Raw genomic sequence first — 26,571 nt, forward strand, 5'->3', positions numbered from 1 at the left:
TCGCTGGCCGGCAGTCGGCAAGATGCCACAAAGCCGGCCCGCGGTCGGCTGGATGCCACAGGCTCTCAGCGGGACTCAGGACGCCGAGCCGCGCTCGGCCAGGCCGGTCAGGCGGCACAGCGCGGTGAACCCGTCCTCGGTGCCGGGCCAGTGGCGGCGCACCGCCTGCAGCCCGGCGCGGCGGACCACCGAGCGCAGCACCGCCGTGACGATGATCGCGTCGTCGGCGTAACCCAGGACCGGGATGAAGTCGGGCACAAGATCGAGAGGCATGGCCAGATAGGCCAGCAGCAACCCCAGACGTACCCGCACCCCGCGTGGCAACTCACGGTCGGCGGCCAGGCGGCGCACCAGCCGCAGCACGTCGGGCAGCAGGCGCAACGCCTCGCGCAGCAGCCCACCGCGCGGCCGGAGGACTGCCAGCGCCGCGATCAGCGCCAACCAGGTGACCAGCAGCGCGACGGCGATCCCGATCAGCAGATCCCATCCCCACCAGCCGGTCATGGCCGCTTCCCCGTTCCGTTCTCCGCCACGGGGAGACCGCTCTCGGTGACGGGCACCTCGGACGCGGCCCGCGCCGCCCTTGTGGGATCGCTCTCCGTGACCCGCGCCTCGGCCGCGGTCCGCGCCGCCCTTGTGGAACCCCTGTCAGTGGCGGGCGCCTCGGACGCGGTCCGCGCCACCACGGTGAGACCGCTCTCCGTGGCCGGTGACTCGGCCGCGAGCGCGTCCTGCTCGAAGGCGGCCAGGTCGGCTGCGGCCTCCTCGACCCCGGCTCGCGCCGCCGCGCCGGCCGGGGCGGCGAAGTAGTCGCGGGCGGCGATCTTGGCCAGCCAGGAGCGGAAACGCTCCAGGTCGGCCTCCGACTCCTCGACCTCGGCGTAGGTGGCCCTGCCGCGCTCCCGCTCACGCGCCAGTTCCTGCCGGAAGGCGGGCAGGCGCTCCAGTACTTCGGCGTACTCGGCGTCTCGGGCGGCGTTGAACTCGCCGGTGACCTGCCGCTTCTCGGCCTGATCGGTCAGCGCCATGTGCAGGAGGCGGCCGGTGCCGCCCTGCTGACGGACCCGGTCGAGCAAGCGGCGCACCTGCCGCAGGGTTTGCTCGCGTTCGGGCAGCAGGCATACCGACTGCTGCAGATACAGCGCGCCCAGCGAGCGCAGCTTGCGCCACACCTGCACCCGCAGCGTCGGGGCGGCTCCCGCCGTGGACACGCTGATCAACAACCAGCCCTGCTCGTCCGCGCTCTCCGTCACGCGCCCATGTTACACCCGTAACAATTTTCGGCAACGAATAGCTCCAGCGAGATGAGCTCCGGTATCACGGCCTCTACCTGATCGCCGATTCGCGTCACCGCCGCCATTCGCGGCCAGGCCGACACCGGCCGTTGAAAGCCGCGGCCACGAGAATCCACCCAGGTCAGAGACCGATCAGCAACAACCCGCCGGCCACCACCAGCCCGGCCTCCACCGCCACGACGAACACGCCGTCGCTCACCCGGGCGACGATCTTCTTGCCCAGCCAGGCGCCGGCCAGCGTGGCCGGGGTCAGGGCCGCGCCGTAGGTCAGGACGCGCCAGCCGAGCAGATCTCCGGCACCATAAGCGGCGATCTTGGCCAGGTGCATGACCAGGGCGCTGGCCGCTTCGGTGCCGATGTAGGCGGCTCGCGTCAGGCCGTACGCCAGGAAGAACGGCGCGGTGAGCGGTCCGACCGAGCCCAGCAGCGCCGAGCCGAGACCGGAGGCCGCTCCGACCGCCGCGAAGGCCGGGTCGGCCGGCGAGCGGGGATGGGGGCGCAGGCGCCGCCAGGCGACCACGACCAGCAAGAAGACGCCCAGCAGCCGCTTGAGCGGCCCCAGCGGAGCGTGCGCCAGCAGCAGGCCGCCGGCCACGGCCAGCGGGACGGCACCGAGGGCGAACCAGCCCACCAGTGACCAGCGCAGCTCACGCCGGTTGAACACGACCCGGGAGCCATTGCTGGCCAGTTGGGCCAGCGTCAGCATCGGCACCGCCACGCGTAACCCGAACAAGGCGGTGAAGACCGGCAGCAGCAGCACCCCACCACCGAACCCGGCCACCGCCGAGACCACCGCCAGCACGAACGCCGCCGCGCACGCGGCGGCCAGCGTCAGCGCGAACGTGCCGTCGATCACCGACGTCAACCCGAACGCGGCATCCGACGCCCACGCGGCACCCGACGCCGACGCGTACACGACATCCGACGTAGGCACGGACACGACATCCGAAGTGGACGCGAATGCGCCATCCGACGCCGACGCGAGCGCGGCATCGATCACCACCAGGCTCAGCCCGTCACGGCATGGGCCAGCGCGAAGCCGAACACGCCCGCGCCCAGGCCGCCGGCCACGCTGGCCACCACATTGGCCCAGGCGACGAAGCGAGCGCCGTCCTGGGCCAGCCGCAGGGTCTCATAGCTGAAGGTGGAGTAGGTGGTCAGCGCGCCGCAGAACCCGGCGCCGGCGAAGGCCAGCACCGCGCCGTCGGCGGGCAGTCCGGCCAGGAAGCCCAGCAGCGCCGATCCGGCCAGGTTGACGCTGAAGGTGCCCCACGGGAACAGGGAATCGTGGCGGGCCTGGACGAACCGGTCGGCCAGGTAGCGCAGGGGCGCGCCGATCGCCGCGCCGAGAACGACCAGCGCCACTGTCAGCGGGCCGCTCACCGGGCCTGCCCGCTGCTGGGGCGGCCGACGTAGCGGATCACCTCGACCTCGTCCAAGATGACCAGCCCCTCAGAGATCAGCTCGTCCAGCTGCGGCAGGAAGGCCCGGATCCGTTCGGCGGCGTCGACGATGACGACCGACACCGGCAAGTCCCCCGACAGCGACAGGATGCGCGAGGTGTGGATGTGGTTGGAGGCGCCGTAGCCCTCCATGCCGCGAAACACGCTCGCGCCGGCCAGCCCGGCCGCATGCGCGCGGTGGACGATCTCGTGATACAGCGGCTTGTGGTGCCAGGTGTCGGTGTCGCCGACGTAGATGGTCAGCCGTAGCGCCGCTCCGGTCAGTTTCATGCCCGCCTGCTCTTTCCGAGGCACCAGCGGGCCGCGGCGCTGCCCGCCCATACCGCGGTCAAGGCCAGCACGGGGGTCAGCGCCAGGTACGCCAGCGCCATGCGAGCCGCGTCGCCCGCCAGCAGCTGGCTGGTCTCCAGGATGTACGTGGAGAAGGTGGTGAACCCGCCCAGCACGCCGACGCCCAGCAGCGGGCGCACCCATCCGGGCGCGGACCAGACCTCGGTGATGGCCACCATGAGCACTCCGATCAGCAGACACCCGACGGTGTTGATGGCCAGCGTCGTCCACGGAAAGGCCCCGGCCTGGCGCGGAAAGGCCACGCCCAGGCCGTAGCGGGTCAGCGCACCCGCCGCGCCGCCGAGCGCGATCACCCCCAGCGTCGCCCACGGAGCCCGGCGCAGCTCGGCCCGCTGGGCGGCCACGCGCAGGTCGACATCGGCGTCCACGGGACGCTCCGTTTCGGGACGGGACATGAAAATCCTCCTACCAGCAGCACGAAACAACCTCTGGTAGGGACCGTTGGCGGCTGGGTGCCACGGATACCCGCCACCGGATCGGCGGCGAGGCGGTGGGCCCCACCACCGCGACCTCCCCCAGGGAGGTTCCCCTCGACTATACCGATCGGCCCGAACAGGACCTGGCGGCGACCTCTCGGGCCTGCCCCTTTCAGCGTCGACAGCGGCCCCGGGTTCGGGCGGGTTCCGGATGGGATCAACGCAGTGTTCTTGCTCGTCCCGAGCGGCGTTCACATGGCGTTCAGCGGGCTCTTCGAGGCTTGCGGGTCGGCACCCTACCTTCACCGCGAAAGGCTTCATCGTGAGGAACAACAAGGATGAACGGCCCGAATCTGCCGGGCTTTCCCGGCGGCGGCTGGTCAAGTACGCCGGTGTCGGCGCGACGCTGGCCGCCGCGGCACCCCTGGTGGGCGGCACCGCCGCGCAGGCCGACGACGAGCGCTCCTTCGGCGACGGCGCCAACAACGGCCGGATGTGGCGGGCGGGCGATCACCATGTCCACTCCGAGTACAGCGGTGAGTTCGACATCAAGACCAGCCCGCCGACCTTCCACAAGGGCGCCGACGCGGTCTACCCGATCGTCACCAACGCGATCATGGCCAAGTATTTCGGGTTGACCTGGGCGATGTGCACCGACCACGGCGGCCCGACGCATTCCAAGGTTAACCTGGAGCAGGCCTACCCCGACCTGCTGCGCTCGCGGGTGCTCGTACCCGAGGTCCTGCAGTTCTGGGGCATGGAGTTCGACGCGCCGGCGCTGGACCACCACACATTGATGATCCCGCACCACGCCGACGAGGCGCGGCAGCTGTTCGAGCTGGAGAGTCGCTTCGCCAAGCACGACGCCTTCCCGGCCGACCCCGGGCGCGACACCGAGGCCAAGATGGTGGAGTTCCTCAAGGCCGCCCGCGACATGCGGCAGAAGCCGCTGGTGATCGCGCACCACGCGGCGCGGTCGGCGACCGGGCTCGGCGTGTGGGGGCAGGACACTCCGCGCGAGTTCCGCAACGGCAACAACACCGCCCCCGACGTGTACGTGGGATTCGAGGGCGCCCCCGGGCACCAGGCCGGCCCGCTGAACGGCGGCGCCCGCGGCGGGTACGGCAACCACCCCACCTACGGCGGCTTCGACCAGATGACCGCGCGGGTCGGCGGCCTGTGGGACTCGCTGCTGGGCGAGGGCCGGCACTGGTGGATCACGGCCACCTCCGACTCGCACGTGCACTGGACCCGCGGCGGCTCGGACTTCTGGCCGGGCGAGTACAGCAAGACGTACGTGATGGCCCGCCAGGACTACGGCGACATCATGGACGCCCTGCGCAACGGCCGCATCTTCGTCGCCACCGGCGACCTGATCACCGCTCTCGACGTCACCGCCGGCAACCAGGGCCGCCAGGCCACCGTCGGCGAGACGCTGGTGGTCAACCGGCGCAACCGCACCGACGTCGAGGCCGAGATCCGGTTCCGGCCGCTGGAGGGCAAGAACGGCAACGGCGACCGCCCGGAGGTGCGGCGCGTCGACCTCATCACCGGACAGGTGAGCGGCGTGAGCGCCAACCTGGACGCCGACACCAACCCCACCACCAAGGTCGTGGCGCGCTTCGGGCCGGGCGACTGGCGCCGGCAGGGCCGGGACTATGTCATCCGGCACACGCTGCGCGATGTGCAGGCCGACAGCTACCTGCGGGTACGCGGCACCAGCACCGACGAGATGGAGCCGGCGGCCGACGGCAAGGAGAGCCCGTGGCAGGACCTGTGGTTCTACTCCAATCCCGTCTTCATCCGCGTCCGCTAGCCCGCCGGCCTTGGGCGGTCCCGCGTACCACGCGCGGCCGCCCTCTCTCCGCGCCAAGCGTGGCGCCGGAGGTCTTTCAGCTGGGGGTCTTCCAACGGTGCGGGGCCGGGTTACGTTCGCGTTCGGCGAGCCTCGGGGATCGTCTGCCTTCCCGTTCCTGTCCTACAGGGGAATCCGAATGCGCAGAGTCATCACCATCCTGGCCACCGCGCTCTCCTTGACCATCGCCATGGCCGTGCCCGCCACCGCCGGCGGCCTGGACGACGTCTTCGCCAAGCTGCTGGTCAAGCAGGTCAAGGGGACGAACGTCGCCAAGCACCTGCAAGCCCTGCAGGACATCGCCACCGCCCATGGCGGCATCCGCGCGACCGGCACCAGCGGCTACGACGCCTCCCGCGACTACGTGGCGAACAAGCTGCGCAAGGCCGGTTACAAGGTCACGCTGCAACCGATCAACTACGTCAAGAGCTGGGCCGAGAACAGCCCGCCGACGCTGGCGCTCACCGCGCCGAGCGCGAAGACGTACGTACCGAACGAGGACTTCTTCACCTTCCAGCCCTCCCCCTCGGGCGAGGTGACCGCGCAGGTCCAGGGCGTGGACCTCACGCTGCCACCCACTCCCACGCCGACCTCGACCAGCGGCTGCGAAGCGGCGGACTTCGCCGGGTTCATGGCCGGCCGTATCGCGCTCGTCCAGCGCGGCACCTGCCCATTCGTCACGAAGGTGCAGAACGCGGCCGCGGCGGGTGCGACCGGGCTCATCATCTTCAACGAGGGTCAGCCGGGTCGTACCGACGCGTTCCCGCTGGACATCGGCGAGTGGCGGGGCGGGATCCCCATGGTGTTCGCCGACTTCGCCGTGGGCAACGAACTCGCGAGCACGCCGGGCGCGAGCGTACACCTCAAGGTCGACGCCAACCTCGTCCTCGGCAGCACGGACAACGTGATCGCCGAGACCCGCTTCGGCGACCCGCGCAATGTCGTTATGGTGGGCGCGCATCTCGACAGCGTGACGGCGGGGCCCGGCATCAACGACAACGGCTCGGGCAGCGCGGCGATCCTGGAGGTCGCCGAGGAGATGGCGCTCTACCCGGTCAAGAACAAGGTCCGCTTCGCCTTCTGGGCCGCCGAGGAGATCGGGCTGCTCGGTTCCGATCAGTACGTCGGGTCGTTGTCGCAGGCGCAGCGGGACCGCGTCCGGGTGTATCTGAACTTCGACATGGTGGCCACGCCGAACTACGCCTACAAGCTGTACGACGGGGACGACTCCGACAACGTCGGCTCCCCCGCCGGTCCGCCCGGTTCCGCCGAGATCGAGAAGCAGCTGGCGGCGTTCTACGGCTCGCGCGGCCTGCCCACGGTGGGCACGGACTTCGACGGGCGCTCGGACTACGGGCCGTTCATCGCGGTCGGGATCCCGGCCGGCGGCATCTTCACCGGCGCCGAGGGGATCAAGACGGCCGCGGAGGCGGCGCTGTTCGGCGGGACTGCCGGGGTCGCCTACGACGCCTGCTACCACCAGGCGTGCGACACCATCGCCAACATCAACGCCACGGCGCTGGACGTGGACGCGGACGCCATCGCCGACTCCGTCGCGCGATACGCGTTCAACCTCCGCTCCATCCCGCCGCGAGTGGCACCCGCGACCAGCCGTGCGCGCTTCACACCGTCAACGTCCGGCTTCCTCGATGTGTTGACGCGAACGGGAGGAAAGGATACGTTCCGGTAGATTTCACGGTTGTCCAAGGGAAATCCGGTGAGATGCCGGTGCGGACGCGCCACTGTATCCGGGACGTAGATCCCGGGAGCCAGGTCGCTTGGGCCTCCGTGACCTCATTTGTTGGGACGCGTCATCCCTGAGGAGGCACTGATGAGTGGTCTGTCCGCTCCTACCGTCATTCCGTTCCCCCGTCTGCGGCTGTGGTTGCTGGCCGTACCGGTACTGCTGCTGGTCGCCTACCTGGTGCTGATGGACAACGGCGCCATCTCGCAGACGGGTGCGTACCTGCACGAACTCATGCACGACGGGCGTCACCTGCTCGGCGTGCCCTGCCACTAGACCCAGGCATGGTACGCACCCTGCTGGTCAGGGGCCTGCTTCTGGGCCTGCTGGCCGGATTGATCGCGGGCGGCTTCGCCTTCGCCTTCGGGGAACCGCAGGTGGACAGTGCGATCGCACTGGAACAGGCGCACGCCGCGCAGGAACCTGGCCATGACCACGGCGAGGAGGAACTGGTCAGCAGGCCGGGCCAGAAGGCCGGGCTCTTCCTCGCCACCGGCCTGTACGGGCTGGCCGTGGGAGGGGTCTTCGCCCTGGTGTACGCGGGTCTGCGGGGCCGGGTCGGTCCACGGTCGGAGGGCGGGCTGGCGCTCGCCGCCGCCGGGTCGGCGTTCGGGGCGGTGATCCTCGTACCGTTCGTGAAATATCCGGCCAATCCGCCGGCTGTCGGAGACCCGGAAACGATCAACAGCCGGACCGCCCTCTATGTCGTGATGATCCTTGTCGGCCTGGCCGCGATCGCGATCGCGGTGGCGACCGCGCGCCGGGTGACCGCCGGGCCTTGGGCGCGGTGGGTCGCGGCCGGGGTCGCGTACCTGGTCCCGGTGGTCGCCGCGTGGCTGCTGCTGCCGACCGTGGACGAGGTGCCCGAGGGCTTTCCTGCCACGTTGCTGTGGCAGTTCAGGCTCGTGTCGTTAGGGACGCAGCTCGTTTTCTGGACGGCCTTCGGTGTGCTGTTCGGGTGGGTGAGCGACAGGGCGGCGCGGCGGGGGGCCGTACCCGCGACCGCCGCCTCGCCGGGCTGAGCCGGCGTGCTGTTCGTCCGGCACGCCAGCACGCCGGGGATGCGGACCGCCTGCTTTCCCGGGGCGGATGAGGACGCCGACCCGTCGAGCCTGGCCAGGGCACACGGCTTGGCCAGGGCACACGGCTTGGCTTCGGTGGTGGCCGACTCGATGGCTGTCGGCTCGGCGGCGACCGGCTCGGCAGTGACCGGCTCGGCGGCGGGCGGCTCGGCGGCGGTCGACTCGGTGGCGTGGGTCGCTCCCAGTGCCGCGGCGCGGCAGACCGCCGCCGCGCTCGGCCGGGAAGCGTGCGTGGTCGCCGCGCTCGCGGAGGCCGATCACGGCCGGTGGCGCGGCCTGCCGTACGGACGGGTCGCGCGGGAGGAGCCGGACGCGCTGGCGAGCTGGCTGGCGGATCCGGACGCGGCGCCGCACGGCGGGGAGAGCCTGACCGTGCTGGCGGCGCGGGTGGCCGACTGGCTCGACTCGGTGCGCGGGGAGCCCGAGGCGGTCGCCGTCTGCGACGCGGGCGCCATCCGGGCGGCCCTCGGCCATGCGCTGGGACTGGACCCAGTGCACTCCGCCCGTTTCGATCTCGCGCCGCTGTCCGTCACTGAGCTGACCGTCACGCGAGGCGGCTGGCGGGTCGCCCACGTCAACCGGAAGATCCTTTAACCGGAAGATCCTGTCTTGAACGTACGGAAGGTCCTGTCTTGATCGTCTCGTATCCGTTCAGCGCCGTCGTCGGGCTCGACGACCTGAAGCTGGCGCTGGTGCTCAACGCCGTCTCGCCACGGGTGGGCGGTGTGCTGGTACGGGGTGAGAAGGGCACCGCCAAGTCCACCATCGTGCGCGCGCTGGCCGCCCAGCTGCCCCCGGTGAACGTGGTGCCGGGCTGCCGGTTCGCCTGCGATCCGGCCGCGCCCGACGCCGAGTGCCCGGACGGCCCGCACGAGCCGGACGCCCAAGGGCTTCGCCGTCCGGCCGCGTTGGTGGAGCTGCCGGTCGGCGCGTCGGAGGACCGCCTGGCCGGCTCACTCGATGTGGAGCGGGCGCTGACGGAGGGGGTGAAGGCGTTCGAGCCGGGCCTGCTGGCGGCCGCGCACCGCGGCGTCCTGTACGTGGACGAGGTGAACCTGCTGCACGACCACCTGGTCGACCTGCTGCTGGACGCGGCGGCCCTGGGGACCTGCTACGTGGAACGGGAGTCGGTCTCGGTCCGGCATCCGGCCCGGTTCCTGCTGGTCGGGACCATGAACCCGGAGGAGGGTGAGCTGCGTCCGCAGTTGCTGGACAGGTTCGGGCTGACGGTGCAGGTGAAGGCGTCCAGGGATCCGGTGGAGCGCGCCGAGGTGGTACGGCGCCGGCTGGCCTTCGACGCGGACGCCGAGAAGTTCGCGGCCAGGTGGGCGGCCGAGGAATCGGCGCTGGCGACCAGGATCGCCCAGGCCCGCGGCCGGGTGTCCGGCGTGCGGCTGCCCGACGCGCGGCTGCGGCAGATCGCGACGGTGTGCGCGGCGTTCGAGGTCGACGGATTGCGGGCCGACCTGGTCACGGCGAACGCCGCCATCGCCCATGCCGCCTGGCATGGGCGCGAGGCGGTGACGACCGAGGATGTACGGGCGGCGGCCCGCCTGTCGCTGCCGCATCGGCGGCGGCGCGACCCCTTCGACGCGCCGGGACTGGACGAGTCGCTGCTCGACGAGCTGCTGGAGAGCACGTCGGAGGATGAGGATCCGGACGATCCGGAGGGTCCCGGTGGCGGGGGTCCTGACGCCTCCGGGCCTCCTGACGTCTCCGGGGCTGCTGACCATTCCGGGCCTGGGGAGGACGGCCGCCCGGCGAGCGCCGCGCCACCGGCGGGTGACGGCGAAACACCGATGCGCGATCAGCCGACCGGTCCCTCCGACGGCGGGACGATGGATGATGGCCGCGTCCCGAACGACGGCCGCGTGCCGAACCACGGCTGGATGCCGAATTTCGGCTGGATGCCGGATGGCAGGGGGTCGGCGAAGCAGTCGGCCGAGGCTGGGCAGCCACCGGACGCCGGGGGCACACGCGAGCAGGAGCCGCCGGGCCGGGTGGCCGGGCTGGCGGCGCCGTACAGGGTGCCGTTGCTTCAGGTGCCCGGGATCGGCGAGGGCGTGGCGGGGCGGCGCTCGCGCTCGCGCACCACACGCGGCCGGGCCACCGCCGCACGCCGCCCCGGCGGACGGGTCCGCGATCTCCACGTGATGGCGACGATGCTGGCGGCGGCGCCGTACCAGGTGACGCGCGGGCGCACCGGTCCCGGGCTGGTGCTGCGCCAGGACGACCTGCGCGAGGTAGTGCGCGAGGGCAGGGAGGGCAACCTCGTGCTGTTCGTGGTGGACGCCAGTGGCTCGATGGCGGCTCGCCGGCGGATGAGCGCCGTCAAGACGGCGGTGCTCAGTCTGCTGCTCGACGCCTACCAGCGGCGCGACAAGGTCGGCCTGGTCACCTTCCGTGGCGCGGGCGCCGTGCTGGCGCTGCCGCCGACCTCGTCGGTGGAGGCGGGCGCGGCCCGGCTGCGCTCGCTGCCGACCGGCGGCCGTACCCCGTTGGCGGCCGGGCTCGTGCGGGCGGCGGAGGTGCTGCGCGTGGAGCGGCTGCGTGACCCGGCACGGCGGCCGCTGCTGGTGCTGGTGACCGACGGGCGGGTGACGGCGGGCGGCGATGTGGAACGGGCCGCCGCCCTGCTGGACGGCACGGCGAGCGTGGTCGTGGACTGCGAGAGCGGCCCGGTGCGGCTGGGTCTGGCGGTCCGGCTGGCGGTGCGACTGCGGGCGCGCCTGGTCTCGCTCGACACGCTCTCCGACCTGAGTTCGGTCGTACGTGATCACCGGAAGGCGGTCTGATCATGCCGCAAGGGAAGCCCGCCACCGTGCCCGACGACGGTCTCACGACCCGGCAGCGCCGGACGCGGCCGCTGCTGATCGTGCACACCGGGCCGGGCAAGGGGAAGTCGACGGCCGCGTTCGGGATGGCGTTGCGCGCCTGGAACCAGGGGTGGCCGATCGGGGTGTTCCAGTTCGTGAAGTCGGCCAAGTGGCGCATCGGCGAGGAACGGGCGCTCAAGGTGCTCGGCGACACGGCCGAGGGCGGCTCGGTGACCTGGCACAAGATGGGCGAGGGCTGGTCGTGGATCCAGCGTCCCGGCACCGAGGAGGATCACGCGGCCGACGCCCGTGAGGGCTGGGCGCAGATCAAACGCGACCTGGCGGCGGAGACGTACCGGTTCTACGTGCTGGACGAGTTCACCTACCCGCTGAAGTGGGGGTGGCTCGATCTGGACGACGTGCTGGAGACGCTCGCCGGGCGGCCGGGCAGCCAGCACCTGGTGATCACCGGCAGGGACGCACCCGAGCGGCTGGTCGAACTCGCCGATCTGGTTACGGAGATGGGCAAGGTACGACATCCCATGGACGCCGGGCAGAAGGGTCAGAAAGGCATCGAGTGGTAGTGCCGCGGCTGGTGATCGCCGCGCCTTCGTCGGGCAGCGGCAAGACGACCGTGGCCACCGGGCTGATGGCGGCGCTGCGGGCGCGCGGGCTGGCGGTCTCGCCGCACAAGGTGGGGCCCGACTACATCGATCCGGGCTATCACGCGCTGGCCGCCGGGCGTCCGGGGCGCAACCTGGATCCGTGGCTGGTGGGCGAGGAGCGGGTGGCACCGCTGTTCCTGCACGGTGCGGCCGGGTGTGAAGTGGCGGTGGTCGAGGGCGTGATGGGGCTGTTCGACGGTAAGGGCGACGGCGACTTCGCCTCCACCGCGCACGTCGCCCGGCTGCTGGACGCGCCGGTGGTGCTGGTCGTGGACGCGGCCCGGCAGAGCCGGTCGGTGGCGGCCGTGGTGCACGGGTTCGCCACATTCGACCCGCGCGTACGGGTGGGCGGAGTGGTGCTCAACCGGGTCGCCTCGGACCGGCACGAGGAACTGTGCCGGGCCGCTCTGGACGCGGCAGGCATGCCGGTGCTCGGCGCGATCCGCCGCGACGACGCCGTCTCCACACCTTCCCGCCATCTGGGTCTGGTGCCCGCCGCCGAGCGTGAGGCCGAGGCGGTACGGGCCGTGGAACGGCTCGGCGCCCTGGTGGCGCGCTCCTGCGACCTGGACGGGCTGATGCGGCTGGCGACGACGGCGCCCCCACTCACCGCCCCGGCATGGGACCCCGCGACGGCGCCCGCCCTCACCGACCCGGCATGGGACCCGGAAACGGCGGCGCCCGAGCTCGCCGGCCCGGCATGGGGCCCGGCGAAGGAGAGCGCGCGCGTCGAGGAGAGAGCGCGCGTAGGAGAGGGTGTCGTCGTGGCGGTGGCGGGCGGGGCGGCCTTCACGTTCGGGTACGCCGAGCACGTCGAACTGCTGCGCGCGACCGGCGCGGACGTGGCGACCTTCGACCCGTTGCGCGAGGAGAAGCTGCCGGACGGCACCGCCGCGGTGGTGCTCGGCGGCGGCTTCCCCGAAGTGTACGCCGCCGAGCTGGCCGCCAACGAGCAGCTCCGTGACCAGGTGGCGGCCTTCGGCGGCCCGATCGCCGCCGAGTGCGCCGGGCTGCTCTACCTGTGCGAGGAGCTGGACGGGCGGCGCATGTGCGGGCGGGTGCCGGGCCGGGCACGGATGACCGGCAGGCTCACGCTCGGCTACCGGGACGCCGTGGCCCTGAAGGATTCGCCCCTGACCAGGGCGGGCGAGCGCTTCCACGGGCACGAGTTCCACCGGACCACGGTCGAGCACGCGGGCGAGCCGCTGTTCCGTAACCGGGGCGGCGGCACGGACGGACACGGCGACCCGCTGGTCACCGCGTCCTACCTGCACCTTCACTGGGCCGGATCGCCGGCCCTCGCTCACCGGCTCGTGTCGTCCTCCAGGTCCCCTTCGGTCTTGAGATAGACCTCCTGCAGACCGCGCAGGATCTCCGGGTCCGGGTGCTCCCACATGCGCCGCTCGGCGGCCTCCAGGAGCCGTTCGGCGATGCCGTGCAATGCCCATGGGTTGGACCGGGTCATGAACTCCTGGTTCTCCGGGTCCAGCACGTACGTCTCGGCGAGCTTGTCGTACATCCAGTCCGCCACCACGCCCGTCGTGGCGTCGTAGCCGAACAGGTAGTCCACGGTCGCGGCCAGCTCGAAGGCGCCCTTGTAGCCGTGCCGCCGCATCGCCGCCAGCCAGCGCGGGTTGACCACCCTGGCGCGGAAGATCCGTGAGGTCTCCTCCGACAGGGTGCGGGTGCGCACGGCGTCGGGGCGGGTGCTGTCGCCCACGTACGCGGCCGGGGCCCGGCCGGTGAGCGCGCGGACCGTGGCGATCATGCCGCCGTGGTACTGGAAGTAGTCGTCGGAGTCGGCGATGTCGTGCTCGCGTGTGTCGACGTTCTTGGCGGCCACGGCGATCCTGCGGTAGGCGTCCTCCATCTGCGGGCGCGCGGCCACGCCGTCGAGGTCGCGGCCGTAGGCGTAGCCACCCCAGACCGCGTACACCTCGGCCAGGTCGGTGTCGTCGCGCCAATTGCGGCTGTCGATCAGCGGCAGCAGCCCGGCCCCGTAGGCGCCCGGCGCGGAGCCGAAGATGCGCATCGTGGCGTGCCGCTCCTCGCCGCCGGTCGCGGTCACGTGGGCGCGTACGTAGTTGTGCTCGGGCGGTTCCTCCAGCCCGGCGGCCAGCCGTACGGCGTCGTCCAGCATGGCCACCACGTGCGGGAACGCGTCGCGGAAGAAGCCGCTGATGCGGACGGTCACGTCGACGCGCGGCCGGCCCAGCTCGGCCGGCGGGATCGGCTCCAGGTTCGTGACCCGGCGGGACGCCTCGTCCCATGCGGGGCGGATGCCGAGCAGGGCCAGCACCTCGGCCACGTCGTCGCCGGCCGTACGCATGGCGCTGGTGCCCCAGATGGACAGCCCCACCGAGCGCGGCCAGTCGCCGGTGTCGGCGCGGTAGCGCTCCAGCAGCGATTCGGCCATCGCTTGGCCGGTCTCCCAGGCCAGGCGGCTGGGCACCGCGCGGGGATCGACGGAGTAGAAGTTGCGGCCGGTCGGCAGTACGTTGATCAGGCCGCGCAGCGGCGAGCCGCTCGGCCCGGCGGGCACGTAGCCGCCGTCCAGGGCGTGCAGGATGTGGTCGAGCTCGTCGGTCGTCCGGGCCAGGCGCGGGACCACCTCGGTGGCGGCGAACGCGAGCACCCGCGTGACGAGCTCGCGCCGATCGGCGGGCAGCGCGAGGGCGACCTCCTGCGCGACCTTTTCCGCGACCTCCTCCGCAGCTTCCTCCACAGCTTCCTCCGCAACCTCCTCCGCGAGCTTCTCCGCAGCTTCCTGCGCCACCTCCTCGGCCGCCTCCGGCGCCCAGCCTCGCTCCTCCATCGCCGCCACCAGGGCACGGGCGGTCGCCTCGGCCCGGTCCACGTCGGCCAGCCCCGCCGTGCCGTCCTCGGCCAAGCCGAGCGCCTCACGTAAGCCGGGCAGCGTCTCGCGGCCCGACCACATCTGCCTGGCGCGCAGCATGGCCAGCACCAGGTCCACCCTGACCTGCCCGACCGGCGCCTGGCCGAGCACGTGGAGGCCGTCGCGGATCTGCGCGTCCTTCACCTCGCAGAGCCAGCCGTCCACGTGCAGGATGAAGTCGTCGAACTCGGTGTCGTGCGGCCGATCGGCCAGCCCGAGGTCGTGGTCGAGCCGGGCGGCCTGGATCAGTGTCCAGATCTGGGCGCGGATCGCGGGCAGCTTGGCCGGGTCCATGGCGGCGATGGTGGCGTGCTCGTCCAGGAGCTGTTCCAGCCGGGCGATGTCGCCGTACGTCTCCGCCCGCGCCATCGGCGGCACCATGTGGTCCACCAGCACCGCGTGCGCCCGCCGCTTGGCCTGGGTGCCCTCGCCCGGATCGTTGACCAGGAACGGGTAGATCAGCGGCAGGTCGCCGATGGCCGCGTCGGTGCCGCACGAGGCGGACATGCCGGCCGACTTGCCCGGCAGCCATTCCAGGTTGCCGTGCTTGCCCACGTGCACCATCGCGTGCGCGCCGAACTCGGCCGACAGCCAGCGGTAGGCGGCCAGGTAGTGGTGGCTGGGCGGCAGGTCGGGGTCGTGGTAGATGGCGATCGGGTTGTCGCCGAAGCCGCGCGGCGGCTGGACCATGACCACCACGTTCCCGGCGCGCAGCGCCGCCAGGACGATGTCGCCGTCATGGACGAACAGCTCGCCGGGCGGGGCTCCCCAGTGCCGCTCGATCCCGGTGCGCAGGTCGGCGGGGAGCGTGCGGTACCAGCGTTCGTAGGAGGCGGCGGAGATGCGTACCGGATTGCCCGCCAGGTGCTCCTCGGTCAGCCAGTCCTGGTCCTGGCCGCCCGCGGCGATGAGCGCGTGGATGAGCGCGTCGCCGTCCTGCTCGGCCACGCCGGGGAAGCCCTCGCCCAGGTCGTAGCCCGCTTCGGCGAGCCGGGCCAGCAGCCGTACGGTGCTGGCGGGGGTGTCCAGGCCGACGGCGTTGCCGACGCGCGAGTGCTTGGTCGGGTACGCCGACAGCATCACCACCAGCCGCCGCCCGCCGGGCGGGGTGTGGCGCAGCAGCCCGTGGCGTACGGCGATGCCCGCCACCCGCGCGGCCCGCTCGGGGTCGGCGACGTAGACGGTCAGCCCGTCGGGGTCGATCTCCTTGAAGGAGAACGGCACGGTGATGATCCGGCCGTCGAACTCGGGGATGGCCACCTGCGAGGCGGCGTCCAGCGGCGACAGGCCGTCGTCGTTGTCCTCCCACGCCTGCCTGGACGTGGTCAGGCACAGGCCCTGCAGGATCGGCACGTCGAGCGCGGCCAGCGCGCCCACGTCCCACGCCTCGTCGTCCCCGCCCGCGCCCGCTGTCGCGGGACGCGAGCCGCCCGCCGCCAGTACGGTCACCACCAGCGCGTCGGCGGCCCGCAGGGTGTCCAGCAGCTCGGGTTCGGCGGTGCGCAACGAGGAGCAGAACACCGGCAGCGCCTGCCCGCCCGCCTCCTCGACGGCGGCGCAGAGCGTCTCGACGAAGGCCGTGTTGCCCGCCATGTGGTGCGCCCGGTAGTAGAGCACCCCGATCACGGGCCCCTCGTGTGACCGTGCCTCGCGCTCCAGCCGCCCCCAGGACGGCGTGGGCGCCGGCGGCGCGAACCCGCTGCCGGTCAGCAGGACGGTGTCGGACAGGAAGGCGTGCAGCTCGGTCAGGTTGGCGGGCCCGCCGTGCGCCAGGTACGCGTGCGCGTCGGCGCAGACGCCGCCGCGCACCGTGGACAGCTCCATCAGCTCGGCGTCCGGCGCCTGCTCGCCGCCCAGCACTACGACCGGACGGGGCCCGGCCAGCAGCGCGTCGAGCCCCTCCTGCCAGGCGCGGCGACCGCCGAGCAGCCGTACGACGACCAGGTCGGCCCCCTCCAGCAGGCCGGGAAGATCGTCGGGGCCGAGCCGGGCGGGGTTGCCCAGGCGGTAGGCGGCGCCACAGGCACGCGCGCTCAACAGGTCGGTGTCGGAGGTGGAGAGCAGCAGGACGGTACGGCTGTCGCCAGGCACGGCGCGATCCTCCCTCGGGGTCCTCGCCCCGGTCGTGGGTGTCGCGACGGCAGGAGTCTCCTGGCTCCCGGATCAGCGCTCACCCCGGCCTTCCCACCCGTTGCCGGGCAGTGGCCTGCGGTGGGGTTCGCTCCCCGGTCACAGTGGCGGGACCGCGCCGGATTCGCACCGGCTTCCTCCCTTTGCCATCGCCTACCCAGGAGCCTACGGCAGGAGCAACCTCCACCAGAAGTGGCATTACCATCCTCATCGTGTCCATAGCCGACTTTTCCGGACGGGTCCGGCCCGACGCCTGTCCGGGAGCGCTCCAGGTGCACGAGGCCGCCGACGGCCCGCTGGCCCGGGTCCGCCTGCCCGGCGGCGCGGTCTCCGGCGGGCAGCTCCGCGAGCTGGCGGCCTGCGCGGCGGAGCTGGGCTCCGGGGTGGTCGAGCTCACGTCGCGGGCGAACGTACAGGTGCGCGGCCTGCGCGCGCCGGCCGCCTTCGCCGAACGGATCGCCGCCGCTGGGCTGCTGCCCTCGGCCGCGCACGAACGGGTACGCAACATCGTCGCCTCGCCGCTCGGCGGCCGTGGTCCCTCGGGTTCGGTGGACACGCAACCCCTGATCGAGGCCCTGGACCTGGCTCTGTGCGCACGGGTCCGGCTGGCCGGGCTGCCGGGGCGCTTTCTGTTCGCGCTGGACGACGGCACTGGGGATACGTGGCAGCTGGCCGCCGATGTCACTCTCGTGCCTGCGGCAGTGGACGGTGACGCCTGGGTCTCACTGCCCGAGGGCGCGGTGGCGGGCGGTGGCGCCTGGTTGTCACTGCTGCTGGCGGGCGTGGACGTCGGGCTTGTCGTGTCCCGTGACGCGGCGGTCGGGCTGATGATCGCCGCCGCCGAAGCGTTCCTCGACGAGCGGGAGCGCGGGCTTTCCGATCGTGACCGGGGCGCGTGGCGGATCGCGGAGTTGGCGGACGGTCCCGCCCGAATCGCCGCCCACCTGGGCGTGGCGGGCGCGCGTAAGACGACCGCCCTGGACGCCTCCCCTGCCTTCTCGGCCCGTCGCCCCGGGCCTGTCGATCAGCGGGACGGCCGCGTGGCGCTGGAGGCCGTGGTGCCGCTCGGGCGGCTGTCCGCCGCTCAGGTACGCGCCATCGCCGACACCGCCGACGACGGTGGGGCGGTTCCCGTACGGCTGACGCCTTGGCGAACGATCGTCCTGCTGGACCTGTCCCCCGCCGCGGCCGAGCGGGCGGTGCGGCAGCTGTCCACGGCCGGGCTGGTGACCGATCCGGCGTCGCCCTGGGTCGGCGTGAGCGCCTGCACCGGACGTCCCGGCTGCGCCAAATCGCTGGCGGACGTGCAGGAGGACGTACGGCGGTGGGTGGCGACCCTGGACGCGCCCGCTGCGACGCCGGTGCACTGGGCCGGTTGCGAGCGGCGCTGCGGACTGCCCCGCGGCCGGGTGGTCCAGATGGTGGCCACCGCCGACGGATACGAGGAACGACCGCACTGATGGCGGTCAGCTTCGACCGATGCGAGGAAAGGCAGCAGTGACCGACTACCTGCGCGACGGCGCCGAGATCTACCGGCGTTCGTTCGCGACCATCCGTGCCGAAGCCGATCTCACCGGGATGCCCCCGGATGTGGCCCAGGTGGCGGTGCGGATGATCCACGCGTGTGGCATGACCGACCTCGTCGCCGACCTGGACTGGTCGCCTTCGGTGGTCGTCCGGGCCCGCGAGGCGCTGCGGCGCGGCGCGCCCGTGCTGTGCGACGCGCAGATGGTCGCCTCCGGCGTCACCAGGCGCAGGCTGCCCGCCGACAACGACGTGGTGTGCGCTCTGGGCGAGCCAGGCGTGCCGGAGCTGGCCGAACGCCTCGGCACCACACGCAGCGCCGCCGCCCTGGAGCTGTGGCGCGACCGGCTGGACGGCGCCGTGGTGGCGATCGGCAACGCCCCGACCGCCCTGTTCCGGCTGCTCGAACTGGTCGCCGAGGGGGCCGGCAGGCCGGCGGCGGTGCTCGGCGTGCCGGTCGGCTTCATCGGCGCGGCCGAGTCCAAGCGGGCTCTGGCGGACAGCGACCTGGAATACCTGGTGGTGCACGGACGCCGCGGCGGCAGTGCGATGACGGCGGCGGCGGTCAACGCCATCGCGAACGAGACGGAGTGACGGCGATGACGGGACGACTGTACGGGGTCGGACTGGGCCCGGGAGACCCGGAGCTGGTCACGGTCAAGACGGCCCGGCTGATCGGCGAGGCGGACGTGATCGCCTACCACGCCGCCAGGCACGGCCGCAGCATCGCCCGCTCGATCGCGCTGCCGTACCTGCGGAAGGGGCAGATCGAGGAGCTGCTGCTGTACCCGCTGACCACGGAGACCACCGACCACCCCGGTGGCTACCAGGGCGCGCTGGACGACTTCTACGCCGACTGCGCCGAACGGCTGGCCGCCCACCTGGACGCGGGCCGGACCGTGGTCGTGCTGAGCGAGGGCGACCCGCTGTTCTACGGCTCCTACATGCACATGCACAAGCGGCTGGCCCACCGCTATCCGACCGAGGTGGTGCCGGGCGTGACCTCGGTCAGCGCCGCCTCCGCCGTCCTGGGGCGGCCGCTGGTGGAGCGCGACGAAGTGCTGACCGTACTGCCCGGCACGCTGCCCGCCGAAGTGCTGGCCGAGCGGCTGCGCGGCACCGACTCGGCGGCGGTGCTGAAGCTGGGCAGGACGTTCGAGAAGGTCCGCGACGCCCTGGCCGAGGCAGGGCGGCTGGACGACGCCTGGTACGTCGAGCGTGCCACCATGGGCGCCGAACGCGTCGCGCCGCTCAAGGACGTGGACGCCGACGGCGTTCCGTACTTCTCGCTGGCCCTGCTCGCCAGCCCGGCCGAGCGCACCTTCGTCCCCGAGCCCTCGTCGACCGAGGGGCGCGGCGAGGTGACCGTCATCGGCCTCGGCCCGGCCGGGCGGCCGTGGCTCACGCCGGAAGCGCAGGAGGCCCTCGCCGCGGCCACCGACCTGGTCGGCTACGGCCCGTACGTGGACCGGGTGGCGCCCAACGCGCGCCAGCGCCGCCACCGCACCGACAACCGGGTGGAGGCCGAACGCGCCAGGCACGCGCTGGAGCTGGCCGCGACGGGCGCACGGGTGGCCGTGGTGTCCTCCGGCGATCCCGGGGTGTTCGCCATGGCCAGCGCGGTGCTGGAGGAGGCGGCGGCCGGGTTCCCTGACGTGCCGGTGCGGATCGTGCCGGGTCTGACGGCCGCGCAGGCGGTGGCCAGCAGGGCGGGCGCGCCGCTCGGCCACGACTACTGCGTACTGTCGCTGTCGGACCTGCTCAAACCGTGGGACGTGGTGGCCGGCCGGCTGACCGCGGCGGCCAAGGCCGACCTGGTGCTGGCGCTGTACAACCCGGCCTCGCGCAGCCGTACGTGGCAACTCGCCGCCGCGCGTGACCTGCTGCTGGAGCATCGCGACGCGGCCACCCCCGTGGTGATCGGCCGTGACGTCGGCGGCGCGCAGGAGAGCGTCACCGTCACCACGCTCGGCGAGCTCGACCCGGCCCAGGTGGACATGCGCTGCCTGCTGATCGTCGGCTCCTCCACGACCCAGGTCACCGCTCGCGGCGTCGTCTACACCCCCCGCCGCTACCCCTGAGCCCAGAGGGCCGCCGCGTTCACGGTCTCCACCAGACGGACACCCGTCGGCAGCGGCGGCCGGTCCACCATGATCACCGGTAGCCCCAGCTCGCGGGCCGCGACGAGCTTGGCGGCGGTCAGCCGGCCGCCGCTGTCCTTGGTGACCAGCACGTCCAGACGGTGCTCGCGGATGAGGGCCAGCTCGCCCTCGACCGTGTAGGGCCCGCGGTCGAGCAGTACGTGTACGTGGGGCGGGACCGGCGGTTCGGGCGGATCGACGGACCTGGCCAGCAGCCACACTCCGGCCAGCCCGGTGAAGACGGGCAGACTCCGGCGCCCGGTGGTGAGGAACACCCGCACCGGCCCGGCCGACTCGGTAGTGCCCTCGGTCGGCTCGACCGGCTTGGCGATGGCCAGGCGGGCGGTGGCGGCTTCGGCCAAGCGGGTGGCGGCGGCCTCCAGGGAGTCGACGCGCTGCCAGGTGTCGGCTGGTCCCTGCGGCCAGCCCGGTCGGCGCAGGACGAGGAGCGGCACGCCCGTGCGCGCCGACGCCTCGGCCGCCGAAGCCGTCATCCGCGCCGCGAACGGGTGGGTGGCGTCCACCACGGCGTCGATCCGCTCGGCGGCCAGCCACGTGGCCAGCCCGTCCGGCCCACCGAACCCGCCCGAACGCACCTCGCCGACCGGCAGCCTCGGGTTCGTCACCCGCCCGGCCAGCGACGACACCACGTGCACGCTCGGGACGTCGGCCAGCTCGGCGGCCAGCGCCCGCGCCTCCGCCGTGCCGCCCAGGATCAGAACCCGTCTCATGCCGCGATCCTGCGCTCCCGCGCCTTGCCGCTCGCCCTGCGGCACCGCCTGCCTTGCCGCAGGGGCAGCGCGATCAAGTCCCGTCGCATGATCGCTCCCGCTCCGCGCTGTACAGGTGGCTGTCGGGAAACTGCGTCGCCGACAGCGCCCGGCCGACGACGATCACCGCGGTGCGGCGGATCCCCGCCTCGTGGACCTGCGCGGCGATGTCCGTCAGCGTGCCGCGCAGAACGACCTCATCGGCCCGGCTCGCCCGCGCCACCACCGCGACCGGGCAGTCGGCCCCGTAGGAGGGCAGCAGCTCCGCCACCACCGCGTCGATCCGCTGCACGGCCAGGTGCAGCACCATCGTGGCCCGGCTGGCACCAAGCGTGGTCAGGTCCTCGCCGTCGGGCATCGGCGTGGCGCGCGCCGATGTACGGGTCAGGATGACCGTCTGGCCGACACCGGGCACGGTCAGCTCCCGGCCCAGCGCGGCCGCCGCCGCCGCGAACGCCGGAACGCCCGGCACCACCTCGTACGGCACGCCGAGCACGTCCAGCCTGCGCATCTGCTCGGCCACCGCGCTGAACACCGACGGGTCCCCCGAGTGCAGCCGCGCCACGTCCACGCCCTTGGTGTGGGCGGCGGCCAGCTCCGCGACGATCTCGTCGAGCGTCAGGTTCGCGGTGTCCACCAGCCTGGCGCCCGCCGGGCAGGACTCCAGCAGTTCGCGGGGGACGAGCGAGCCCGCGTACAGGCAGACCGGCGATGATTCCAACCGCCGCAACCCCCGCACCGTGATCAGATCCGCGGCACCGGGCCCCGCCCCGATGAAGTACACGGTCACGGCACGTCCTTTCTGGTGATCGACCACACGGTCACCGGCATCGCGGCCCGCCAGCCGGTGAACCCGCCGACGGGCGCGGCCCGCTGCACGGACAGGCGCACCAGATCGCCGCCCAGCCGGGCGTACCATCCGGCGACGACGGACTCCGACTCCAAGGTCACGGCGTTCACCACGAGCCTGCCGCCGGGCCGCAGCGCCGCCCAGCAGGTCTCCAGCATTCCGGGCGCGGTGGCGCCGCCGCCGACGAACACCGCGTCCGGCGCGAGCAGACCCTCCAGCGCCACCGGCGCTCGCCCCTCCACGACCCGCAGGGCGGGAACCCCGAGCCGGTCGGCGTTGCGGCGGATGGCGGCGACGCGATCGGCCCTGCTCTCGACCGCCACGGCGGCGTTCGACGAGTGGGCGCGCAGCCATTCGACGGCGATGCTGCCCGCGCCCGCGCCCACGTCCCACAGCAGTTCGCCGGGCAGCGGCGCCAGCCGTGACAGGCTGACGGCCCGGACCTCGCGCTTGGTGAGCTGCCCGTCATGCTCGAAGGCCGTGTCCGGCAGTCCGGGCACGCGAGCGAACGGCTCGGCGCCGGGTCCGGCGACGCACTCGACCGCGATCACCTGCAACGCCGACATCGCGGCCGTTCCCGCCCATTTCTCGGCCGTTCCCGTCCGGACGGACTCCGACGCCGCGCCCAGGTCCGACAAGACCGTCATCGGGCTCGGACCGTACCCGAGCCCGGCCAGCAGCCCCGCCACCAGAGCTGGAGTGTCCCGACCGGCGCCCAGCACCAGGACCCGGCGCCCGGGAAGGACCGCCGCGTTCAGCGCGGCCAGAGGTCGGCCCACCAGGCTGACCACGTCCACCTGCTCGACCGGCCAGCCCAGCCGAGCGCACGCCAGCGACAGCGACGACAGATGAGGCAGCACCCTGATCCGGGCCGCGCCGAGCAGCCGCACCAGGGTGGAGCCGATGCCGTAGAACATCGGATCGCCGCTGGCCAGCACGCACACCTGGCGATCGGCGTACCGCTCCATGAGCGCGGGCAGCGCGGGCAGCAGCGGCGAGGGCCAGGCCACCCGCTCCGCACGGGACCGAGGCACGAGGCCGAGTTGGCGGGAGGCGCCCATGAGCACCTCCGCCGCCTCCAGTACGCGGCGCGACTCCGGCGGCAGGCCGTCCCAGCCATCCGCGCCGATGCCGACGACGGTGATCACACGTTGCCCAGCACGCGCGTCACCTGGATCTCCACGACCACCCGCGCCGGGTTGGGCCGGGGCGGCTTGTAGCGGGCGGTGTAACGGCGCTCGGCGTCGGCCACCTGCTCCGGCTCGGTACGCACCACGGCCCGCCCCTCCAGCGTCGACCACCGTCGGCCGTCCACCTGGCTGAGCGCGACCAGCGCGCCGTCCGCCCCGATGAGCCGGGCTTTGTACGAGGTCCCGGAGGTGATCACCCGGGCGATGCCGGTCTCCAGATCCAGCGTCGCGCCGACCGGCACCGCGTGCGGCGGCCCGCCGGAACGCGCCGTTGAGAGCGTGCACAGGTGCCGTTCCTGCCAGAACGCGGCGAAAGCGGCGCCCTGCTCGACCAGATTCACGAGCCTCCTCAAGGGAATTGCGGAGGCATATCGTATATCCGGCTCTCTGGCAGACTCGTGCGGGTGAAGCGGCTACTCATCATCGGCATCGGCGCCGGAGATCCCGACCATCTCACTCTGCAGGCGGCCAAGGCCATCTCCGCCACGGACGTGTTCTTCATCGTCGACAAGGGCGAGGTCAAACAGGATCTCGTACGCCTCAGGCTGGACCTGATCGACCAGCACGGCCGCCCGCCGTACCGGATCGCCGAGGCCCGCGACCCCGAGCGCGACCGCACCACCCCCGCCTACACCGCCGCCGTCGAGGACTGGCGCTCCCGCCGCGCGCTGGCCTGCGAGGAGCTGATCCGCGAGGAGCTGAAGGAGGGCCAGACGGGGGCGTTCCTGGTGTGGGGTGACCCGGGCGTGTACGACAGCACGCTGACCATCGTCGAGGAGATACTCCAACGCGGAAACGTCACCTTCGACTACGAGGTGATCCCCGGGGTCAGCAGCGTGGCCGCGCTCACCGCCCGGCACCGCACCAGCCTCACCCAGGTCGGCCGCCCCGTGCACCTGACCACCGGCCGCCGTCTGGCCGAGGACGGCCCGTCCGCCGACGACGTCGTCGTCATGCTGGACGCCCACTGCTCCTTCGCCGGCCTCGACGACTTCCACATCCATTGGGGCGCCTATCTGGGTAGCCCCGACGAGATCCTGGTGTCCGGCCCGGTGGCCGAGGTCGGCGACCGGATCCGTGAGCTTCGCGCCGAGGCCAGGGCTCGCAAGGGCTGGATCATGGACACCTACCTGCTGCGCCGCCTCCCCCGTACGGACGGCTGAGGACCCGCGTGGTCAAAGCAGCGCATCGGCGGTGATGGGCAGCTCGCGGACGCGGCGGTCGGTGGCGTGGAAGACGTCGTCGCCCCCAGCAGGAGCCCGACCTGAACTGCCAGTCGTGAGACTTGTACCATATGAGCTTGCTGTGGAGAGCTGCGCAGGGAGTGAGCTTGCAGGTCGCGGTCGTCACCTTTGACGGATTCAACGAGCTCGACAGCTTTATCGCGTATGGGCTGATCAATCGCGCTCGCGTGCAAGGTCAGGACGTCACCGCGTACATCACGACACCAGCGCCCGCCGTGACCTCGATGAACGGCGTGGAGGTGACCGGACAACGGCCGTTGGACTTCATCGCCGAGGCCGACGTCGTACTCCTCGGCAGCGGCATCAAGACCCGTGATGTCGTCGCTGATGACACCCTGCTCACGCGTCTCCCCCTTGATCCCGCACGACAGTTGATCGGCTCGCAGTGCTCCGGAGCCCTGATGCTCGCGCACCTCGGCCTTCTGGCCGGACGACCCGCCTGCACCGACACCATCACACGGCCTTGGCTCGAAGAGCGCGGAGTGACGGTGCTGGACGCGCCGTTCCACGCGGAGGGCGCGATCGCCACCGCGGGCGGATGCCTGGCATCTGTCTATCTGGCGGCGTGGACGCTCCTCCACACGGTCGGCGAGGCCGCCGCCCGGGCCGCGATCGAGTACGCGGCGCCTGTCGGTGAGAAGCAGGAGATCGTCCAGCGCGTCATCTCCAGGGTGCGTACGGTCGAAGCGACGCTGCGCACGAGGACCGCAACGGGATAGGGACGGCGGCGAGCCTGGCCGGTCGGCCGATGCGAACGCGGATCCCGTGGGCGCGGCACCGAGCTCGGCCGGCCAGCCGAGCCGCAGGTCGCTGAGCTCCCACGGCGCCACCAGACTCCAGGAGGGCACCGGAATCGTCGGTGGCGTCTGTGAGGATGGCGTCTTTGTCGGCGTCTCGGGGGTTCCATGTGGAGGTCGCTGCCGGTGGCGGCGCGGGTGCTGCTGTGGGTCCGGATTCTCAACGCGCTCGGCGCCTACGCGCTGTCTTTCCTGGCGGTGCTGGCCGGGCCGGAGCTGGCCGCGGCGGCGCTGGCCCTGTTCGGGGTGGCCGCGCTGCTCTCGCGCTGGGCGGGGGCGCTGCTGCTGGAGCGGTTCTCGCCGCGCGGTGTGCTGAGTGCCGGGCTGGCCGCGACCGGCTTGGCCCTGTTCACGCTCGTCCTGGCGCAGAGCCCGGCGCAGGTGCTGATCGCCATCGCGCTGGTCGGACTGGCCTTCGAGGTGTACGAGCCCCCCTCGCAGGAACTGCTGGCGAGGGCGAGCGAGGGTGAGCAGCGCCATGCCACCTTCGCCGTCCTGGGAGTGGCACTGTCGGCGGCCGGGGCCGCGGCGGGGCTGCTGGCGGCGGTGCTCCTGCCGCTGGGAGTGCGCTGGCTGGTGGCCGCCGACGCGCTCACCTGCCTGGTCGCGGCGGCCGTCGCGGTCTCGTTCCTGCCACGCGATGATGCCCGATCCGGCGGGCGCGGCGCCGAGCAGCAGGCTGGGAAGAGCGGCCGCCGCGCCGAGCGGCCCGCTGGGCCAAACGAGCGCCGCACCGAGCCCGCAGGGAAGAGCAGGCACCGCACCGAGCGGCTGAGCGGGCGCTGGCGGCCACCCGCCGCGTTGATGCGGTTGACCGTGGCGGGCACCGCGTTCGCGATCGGCTCTCTGGCGGTGCTGATGTACGTGCCGTTGGCGCTGCTGGAACGGGGCGCCGCATCGTGGCTGCCCGGCCTGACGCTGGCGAGCGCCGCCGCGCTGGCCCCCCTCACGCTGTGGGCCGCCCGCCGGCTGCTGGCCGGGCGCTCGCACGGGCTGATTCTCGGGGTGGGCGCTTTGCTGCTCGGGGTGCTCGCGCTGGTGATGGCCGCCACCACCAGTGTGCCACTCACCATCGCCGCCTACCTGGGCTGTACCGCGGCCAACAGCGTCCTGCTCGGCCGCTGGCAAGCGGCGGTCGCCGATGCCGCGCCGGAAGACGACCGGCCGCGCTGGTTCGCCGTACAAGGATCATCGTGGGGCGTGGCGCAACCCATGGTCCCACCGCTGGCCGCGGCCGCCGCGACCGTCGTCGGCGCTGTCGGAGCCGGTGCTTTCCTGGCTGCCGGCTTGGCGTTCCTGCTGGTGCCATTGATGCTGCGGCGCCTGCCAGGTTGACGGCGAA

General features: G+C 72.7%; 25 protein-coding genes and 2 riboswitches. Of the genes, 14 read left to right on the top strand and 11 right to left on the bottom strand.

The window, feature by feature from the left end; genetic code table 11:
* Positions 1 to 75 precede the first annotated feature (75 nt).
* The 6 genes from ACIBO2_RS33505 to ACIBO2_RS33530 form a co-directional block, all read right to left on the bottom strand.
* Positions 76 to 504, bottom strand: a complete 429-nt coding sequence (locus ACIBO2_RS33505; protein ID WP_358543334.1) for a DUF1232 domain-containing protein — start codon at positions 502 to 504, stop codon at positions 76 to 78.
* Positions 501 to 1,253 carry a Chromate resistance protein ChrB gene (locus ACIBO2_RS33510; RefSeq protein WP_358543332.1) on the bottom strand — a complete coding sequence of 251 codons (753 nt, stop codon included), beginning with the start codon at positions 1,251 to 1,253 and terminating at the stop codon, positions 501 to 503. Before ACIBO2_RS33510 ends, ACIBO2_RS33505 begins: the two co-directional genes overlap by 4 nt.
* A gap of 163 nt (positions 1,254 to 1,416) precedes the next feature.
* Positions 1,417 to 2,229: a sulfite exporter TauE/SafE family protein gene (locus ACIBO2_RS33515; RefSeq protein WP_358543329.1), complete on the bottom strand. Its 813-nt coding sequence runs from the start codon at positions 2,227 to 2,229 to the stop codon at positions 1,417 to 1,419.
* Between the two features lie 74 nt (positions 2,230 to 2,303).
* On the bottom strand, positions 2,304 to 2,666 hold the full coding sequence (locus ACIBO2_RS33520) for a CrcB family protein (RefSeq protein WP_358543928.1): 363 nt from the start codon (positions 2,664 to 2,666) through the stop codon (positions 2,304 to 2,306).
* A gap of 8 nt (positions 2,667 to 2,674) precedes the next feature.
* Entirely contained in the window at positions 2,675 to 3,028 is a 354-nt protein-coding gene (locus ACIBO2_RS33525; protein ID WP_358543327.1) for a DUF190 domain-containing protein, read from the bottom strand.
* Positions 3,025 to 3,504 carry a CrcB family protein gene (locus tag ACIBO2_RS33530; protein ID WP_358543324.1) on the bottom strand — a complete coding sequence of 160 codons (480 nt, stop codon included), beginning with the start codon at positions 3,502 to 3,504 and terminating at the stop codon, positions 3,025 to 3,027. Before ACIBO2_RS33530 ends, ACIBO2_RS33525 begins: the two co-directional genes overlap by 4 nt.
* 343 nt (positions 3,505 to 3,847) lie before the next feature.
* Between ACIBO2_RS33530 and ACIBO2_RS33535 the strand changes: the two genes are divergently transcribed.
* The 8 genes from ACIBO2_RS33535 (at position 3,848) to ACIBO2_RS33570 (ending at position 13,036) form a co-directional block, all read left to right on the top strand.
* Entirely contained in the window at positions 3,848 to 5,341 is a 1,494-nt protein-coding gene (locus tag ACIBO2_RS33535) for a phosphoesterase (RefSeq protein WP_358543321.1), read from the top strand.
* Between the two features lie 178 nt (positions 5,342 to 5,519).
* On the top strand, positions 5,520 to 7,070 hold the full coding sequence (locus tag ACIBO2_RS33540; RefSeq protein WP_397302062.1) for a M28 family peptidase: 1,551 nt from the start codon (positions 5,520 to 5,522) through the stop codon (positions 7,068 to 7,070).
* Positions 7,048 to 7,177: riboswitch (cobalamin riboswitch) on the top strand. Its footprint overlaps the gene before it by 23 nt.
* A gap of 34 nt (positions 7,178 to 7,211) precedes the next feature.
* The gene (locus ACIBO2_RS33545; RefSeq protein WP_357960438.1) at positions 7,212 to 7,400 is read left to right on the top strand and encodes a CbtB-domain containing protein; all 189 of its coding nucleotides are present in this window, start codon (positions 7,212 to 7,214) and stop codon (positions 7,398 to 7,400) included.
* 8 nt (positions 7,401 to 7,408) lie between these two features.
* Complete coding sequence (locus ACIBO2_RS33550; RefSeq protein ID WP_358543317.1) at positions 7,409 to 8,146, top strand: CbtA family protein; 738 nt, start codon at positions 7,409 to 7,411, stop codon at positions 8,144 to 8,146.
* Between the two features lie 6 nt (positions 8,147 to 8,152).
* Positions 8,153 to 8,800, top strand: coding sequence for a histidine phosphatase family protein (locus tag ACIBO2_RS33555; RefSeq protein WP_397302065.1), 648 nt, complete (start codon positions 8,153 to 8,155; stop codon positions 8,798 to 8,800).
* Between the two features lie 38 nt (positions 8,801 to 8,838).
* The gene (locus ACIBO2_RS33560; protein ID WP_358543312.1) at positions 8,839 to 11,001 is read left to right on the top strand and encodes a VWA domain-containing protein; all 2,163 of its coding nucleotides are present in this window, start codon (positions 8,839 to 8,841) and stop codon (positions 10,999 to 11,001) included.
* A gap of 2 nt (positions 11,002 to 11,003) precedes the next feature.
* Positions 11,004 to 11,606 carry a cob(I)yrinic acid a,c-diamide adenosyltransferase gene (cobO, locus tag ACIBO2_RS33565; RefSeq protein WP_393479134.1) on the top strand — a complete coding sequence of 201 codons (603 nt, stop codon included), beginning with the start codon at positions 11,004 to 11,006 and terminating at the stop codon, positions 11,604 to 11,606.
* Between the two features lie 8 nt (positions 11,607 to 11,614).
* Entirely contained in the window at positions 11,615 to 13,036 is a 1,422-nt protein-coding gene (locus ACIBO2_RS33570) for a cobyrinate a,c-diamide synthase (RefSeq protein WP_397302555.1), read from the top strand.
* On the opposite strand, the gene cobN is transcribed toward ACIBO2_RS33570, so the two are convergent.
* Positions 12,991 to 16,674: a cobaltochelatase subunit CobN gene (cobN, locus tag ACIBO2_RS33575; RefSeq protein WP_397302069.1), complete on the bottom strand. Its 3,684-nt coding sequence runs from the start codon at positions 16,672 to 16,674 to the stop codon at positions 12,991 to 12,993. The genes ACIBO2_RS33570 and cobN overlap by 46 nt on opposite strands.
* 30 nt (positions 16,675 to 16,704) lie before the next feature.
* A riboswitch (cobalamin riboswitch) is annotated at positions 16,705 to 16,913 on the bottom strand.
* Between the two features lie 12 nt (positions 16,914 to 16,925).
* Here cobN and cobG point away from each other — a divergent pair.
* The 3 genes from cobG to ACIBO2_RS33590 are packed head-to-tail and all read left to right on the top strand — an operon-like array spanning position 16,926 to position 20,318.
* Positions 16,926 to 18,173 (top strand): precorrin-3B synthase, encoded by a 1,248-nt coding sequence (gene cobG / locus ACIBO2_RS33580; protein WP_397302072.1) that lies wholly within the window; start codon positions 16,926 to 16,928, stop codon positions 18,171 to 18,173.
* 37 nt (positions 18,174 to 18,210) lie between these two features.
* Positions 18,211 to 18,831: a precorrin-8X methylmutase gene (locus ACIBO2_RS33585; RefSeq protein WP_358543922.1), complete on the top strand. Its 621-nt coding sequence runs from the start codon at positions 18,211 to 18,213 to the stop codon at positions 18,829 to 18,831.
* A 5-nt stretch (positions 18,832 to 18,836) separates the two neighbouring features.
* Positions 18,837 to 20,318 carry a precorrin-2 C(20)-methyltransferase gene (locus tag ACIBO2_RS33590; protein WP_397302076.1) on the top strand — a complete coding sequence of 494 codons (1,482 nt, stop codon included), beginning with the start codon at positions 18,837 to 18,839 and terminating at the stop codon, positions 20,316 to 20,318.
* Here ACIBO2_RS33590 and ACIBO2_RS33595 read toward each other — a convergent pair.
* The 4 genes from ACIBO2_RS33595 to ACIBO2_RS33610 form a co-directional block, all read right to left on the bottom strand.
* Positions 20,309 to 21,109 carry a cobalt-precorrin-6A reductase gene (locus ACIBO2_RS33595; RefSeq protein WP_397302079.1) on the bottom strand — a complete coding sequence of 267 codons (801 nt, stop codon included), beginning with the start codon at positions 21,107 to 21,109 and terminating at the stop codon, positions 20,309 to 20,311. The genes ACIBO2_RS33590 and ACIBO2_RS33595 overlap by 10 nt on opposite strands.
* A gap of 73 nt (positions 21,110 to 21,182) precedes the next feature.
* Positions 21,183 to 21,938 (bottom strand): precorrin-4 C(11)-methyltransferase, encoded by a 756-nt coding sequence (gene cobM, locus ACIBO2_RS33600; protein WP_397302082.1) that lies wholly within the window; start codon positions 21,936 to 21,938, stop codon positions 21,183 to 21,185.
* The gene (gene cbiE, locus ACIBO2_RS33605; protein ID WP_397302085.1) at positions 21,935 to 23,146 is read right to left on the bottom strand and encodes a precorrin-6y C5,15-methyltransferase (decarboxylating) subunit CbiE; all 1,212 of its coding nucleotides are present in this window, start codon (positions 23,144 to 23,146) and stop codon (positions 21,935 to 21,937) included. The genes cobM and cbiE overlap by 4 nt, the downstream gene beginning before the upstream one ends.
* Complete coding sequence (locus ACIBO2_RS33610; protein WP_358543290.1) at positions 23,143 to 23,529, bottom strand: pyridoxamine 5'-phosphate oxidase family protein; 387 nt, start codon at positions 23,527 to 23,529, stop codon at positions 23,143 to 23,145. Before ACIBO2_RS33610 ends, cbiE begins: the two co-directional genes overlap by 4 nt.
* A gap of 63 nt (positions 23,530 to 23,592) precedes the next feature.
* On the opposite strand from ACIBO2_RS33610, the gene cobF reads away from it, so the two are divergent.
* The 3 genes from cobF to ACIBO2_RS33625 all read left to right on the top strand — a co-directional run bounded on the left by cobF (position 23,593) and on the right by ACIBO2_RS33625 (position 26,564).
* Complete coding sequence (gene cobF, locus ACIBO2_RS33615) at positions 23,593 to 24,351, top strand: precorrin-6A synthase (deacetylating) (RefSeq protein ID WP_358543287.1); 759 nt, start codon at positions 23,593 to 23,595, stop codon at positions 24,349 to 24,351.
* A gap of 167 nt (positions 24,352 to 24,518) precedes the next feature.
* The gene (locus ACIBO2_RS33620) at positions 24,519 to 25,151 is read left to right on the top strand and encodes a DJ-1/PfpI family protein (RefSeq protein ID WP_358543285.1); all 633 of its coding nucleotides are present in this window, start codon (positions 24,519 to 24,521) and stop codon (positions 25,149 to 25,151) included.
* A gap of 186 nt (positions 25,152 to 25,337) precedes the next feature.
* Positions 25,338 to 26,564 carry an MFS transporter gene (locus tag ACIBO2_RS33625; protein WP_358543282.1) on the top strand — a complete coding sequence of 409 codons (1,227 nt, stop codon included), beginning with the start codon at positions 25,338 to 25,340 and terminating at the stop codon, positions 26,562 to 26,564.
* The last annotated feature ends 7 nt before the right edge of the window (positions 26,565 to 26,571 follow it).

Origin of the sequence: Nonomuraea sp. NPDC050022 (assembly GCF_044460705.1) — a bacterium.
Taxonomy (GTDB): domain Bacteria; phylum Actinomycetota; class Actinomycetes; order Streptosporangiales; family Streptosporangiaceae; genus Nonomuraea.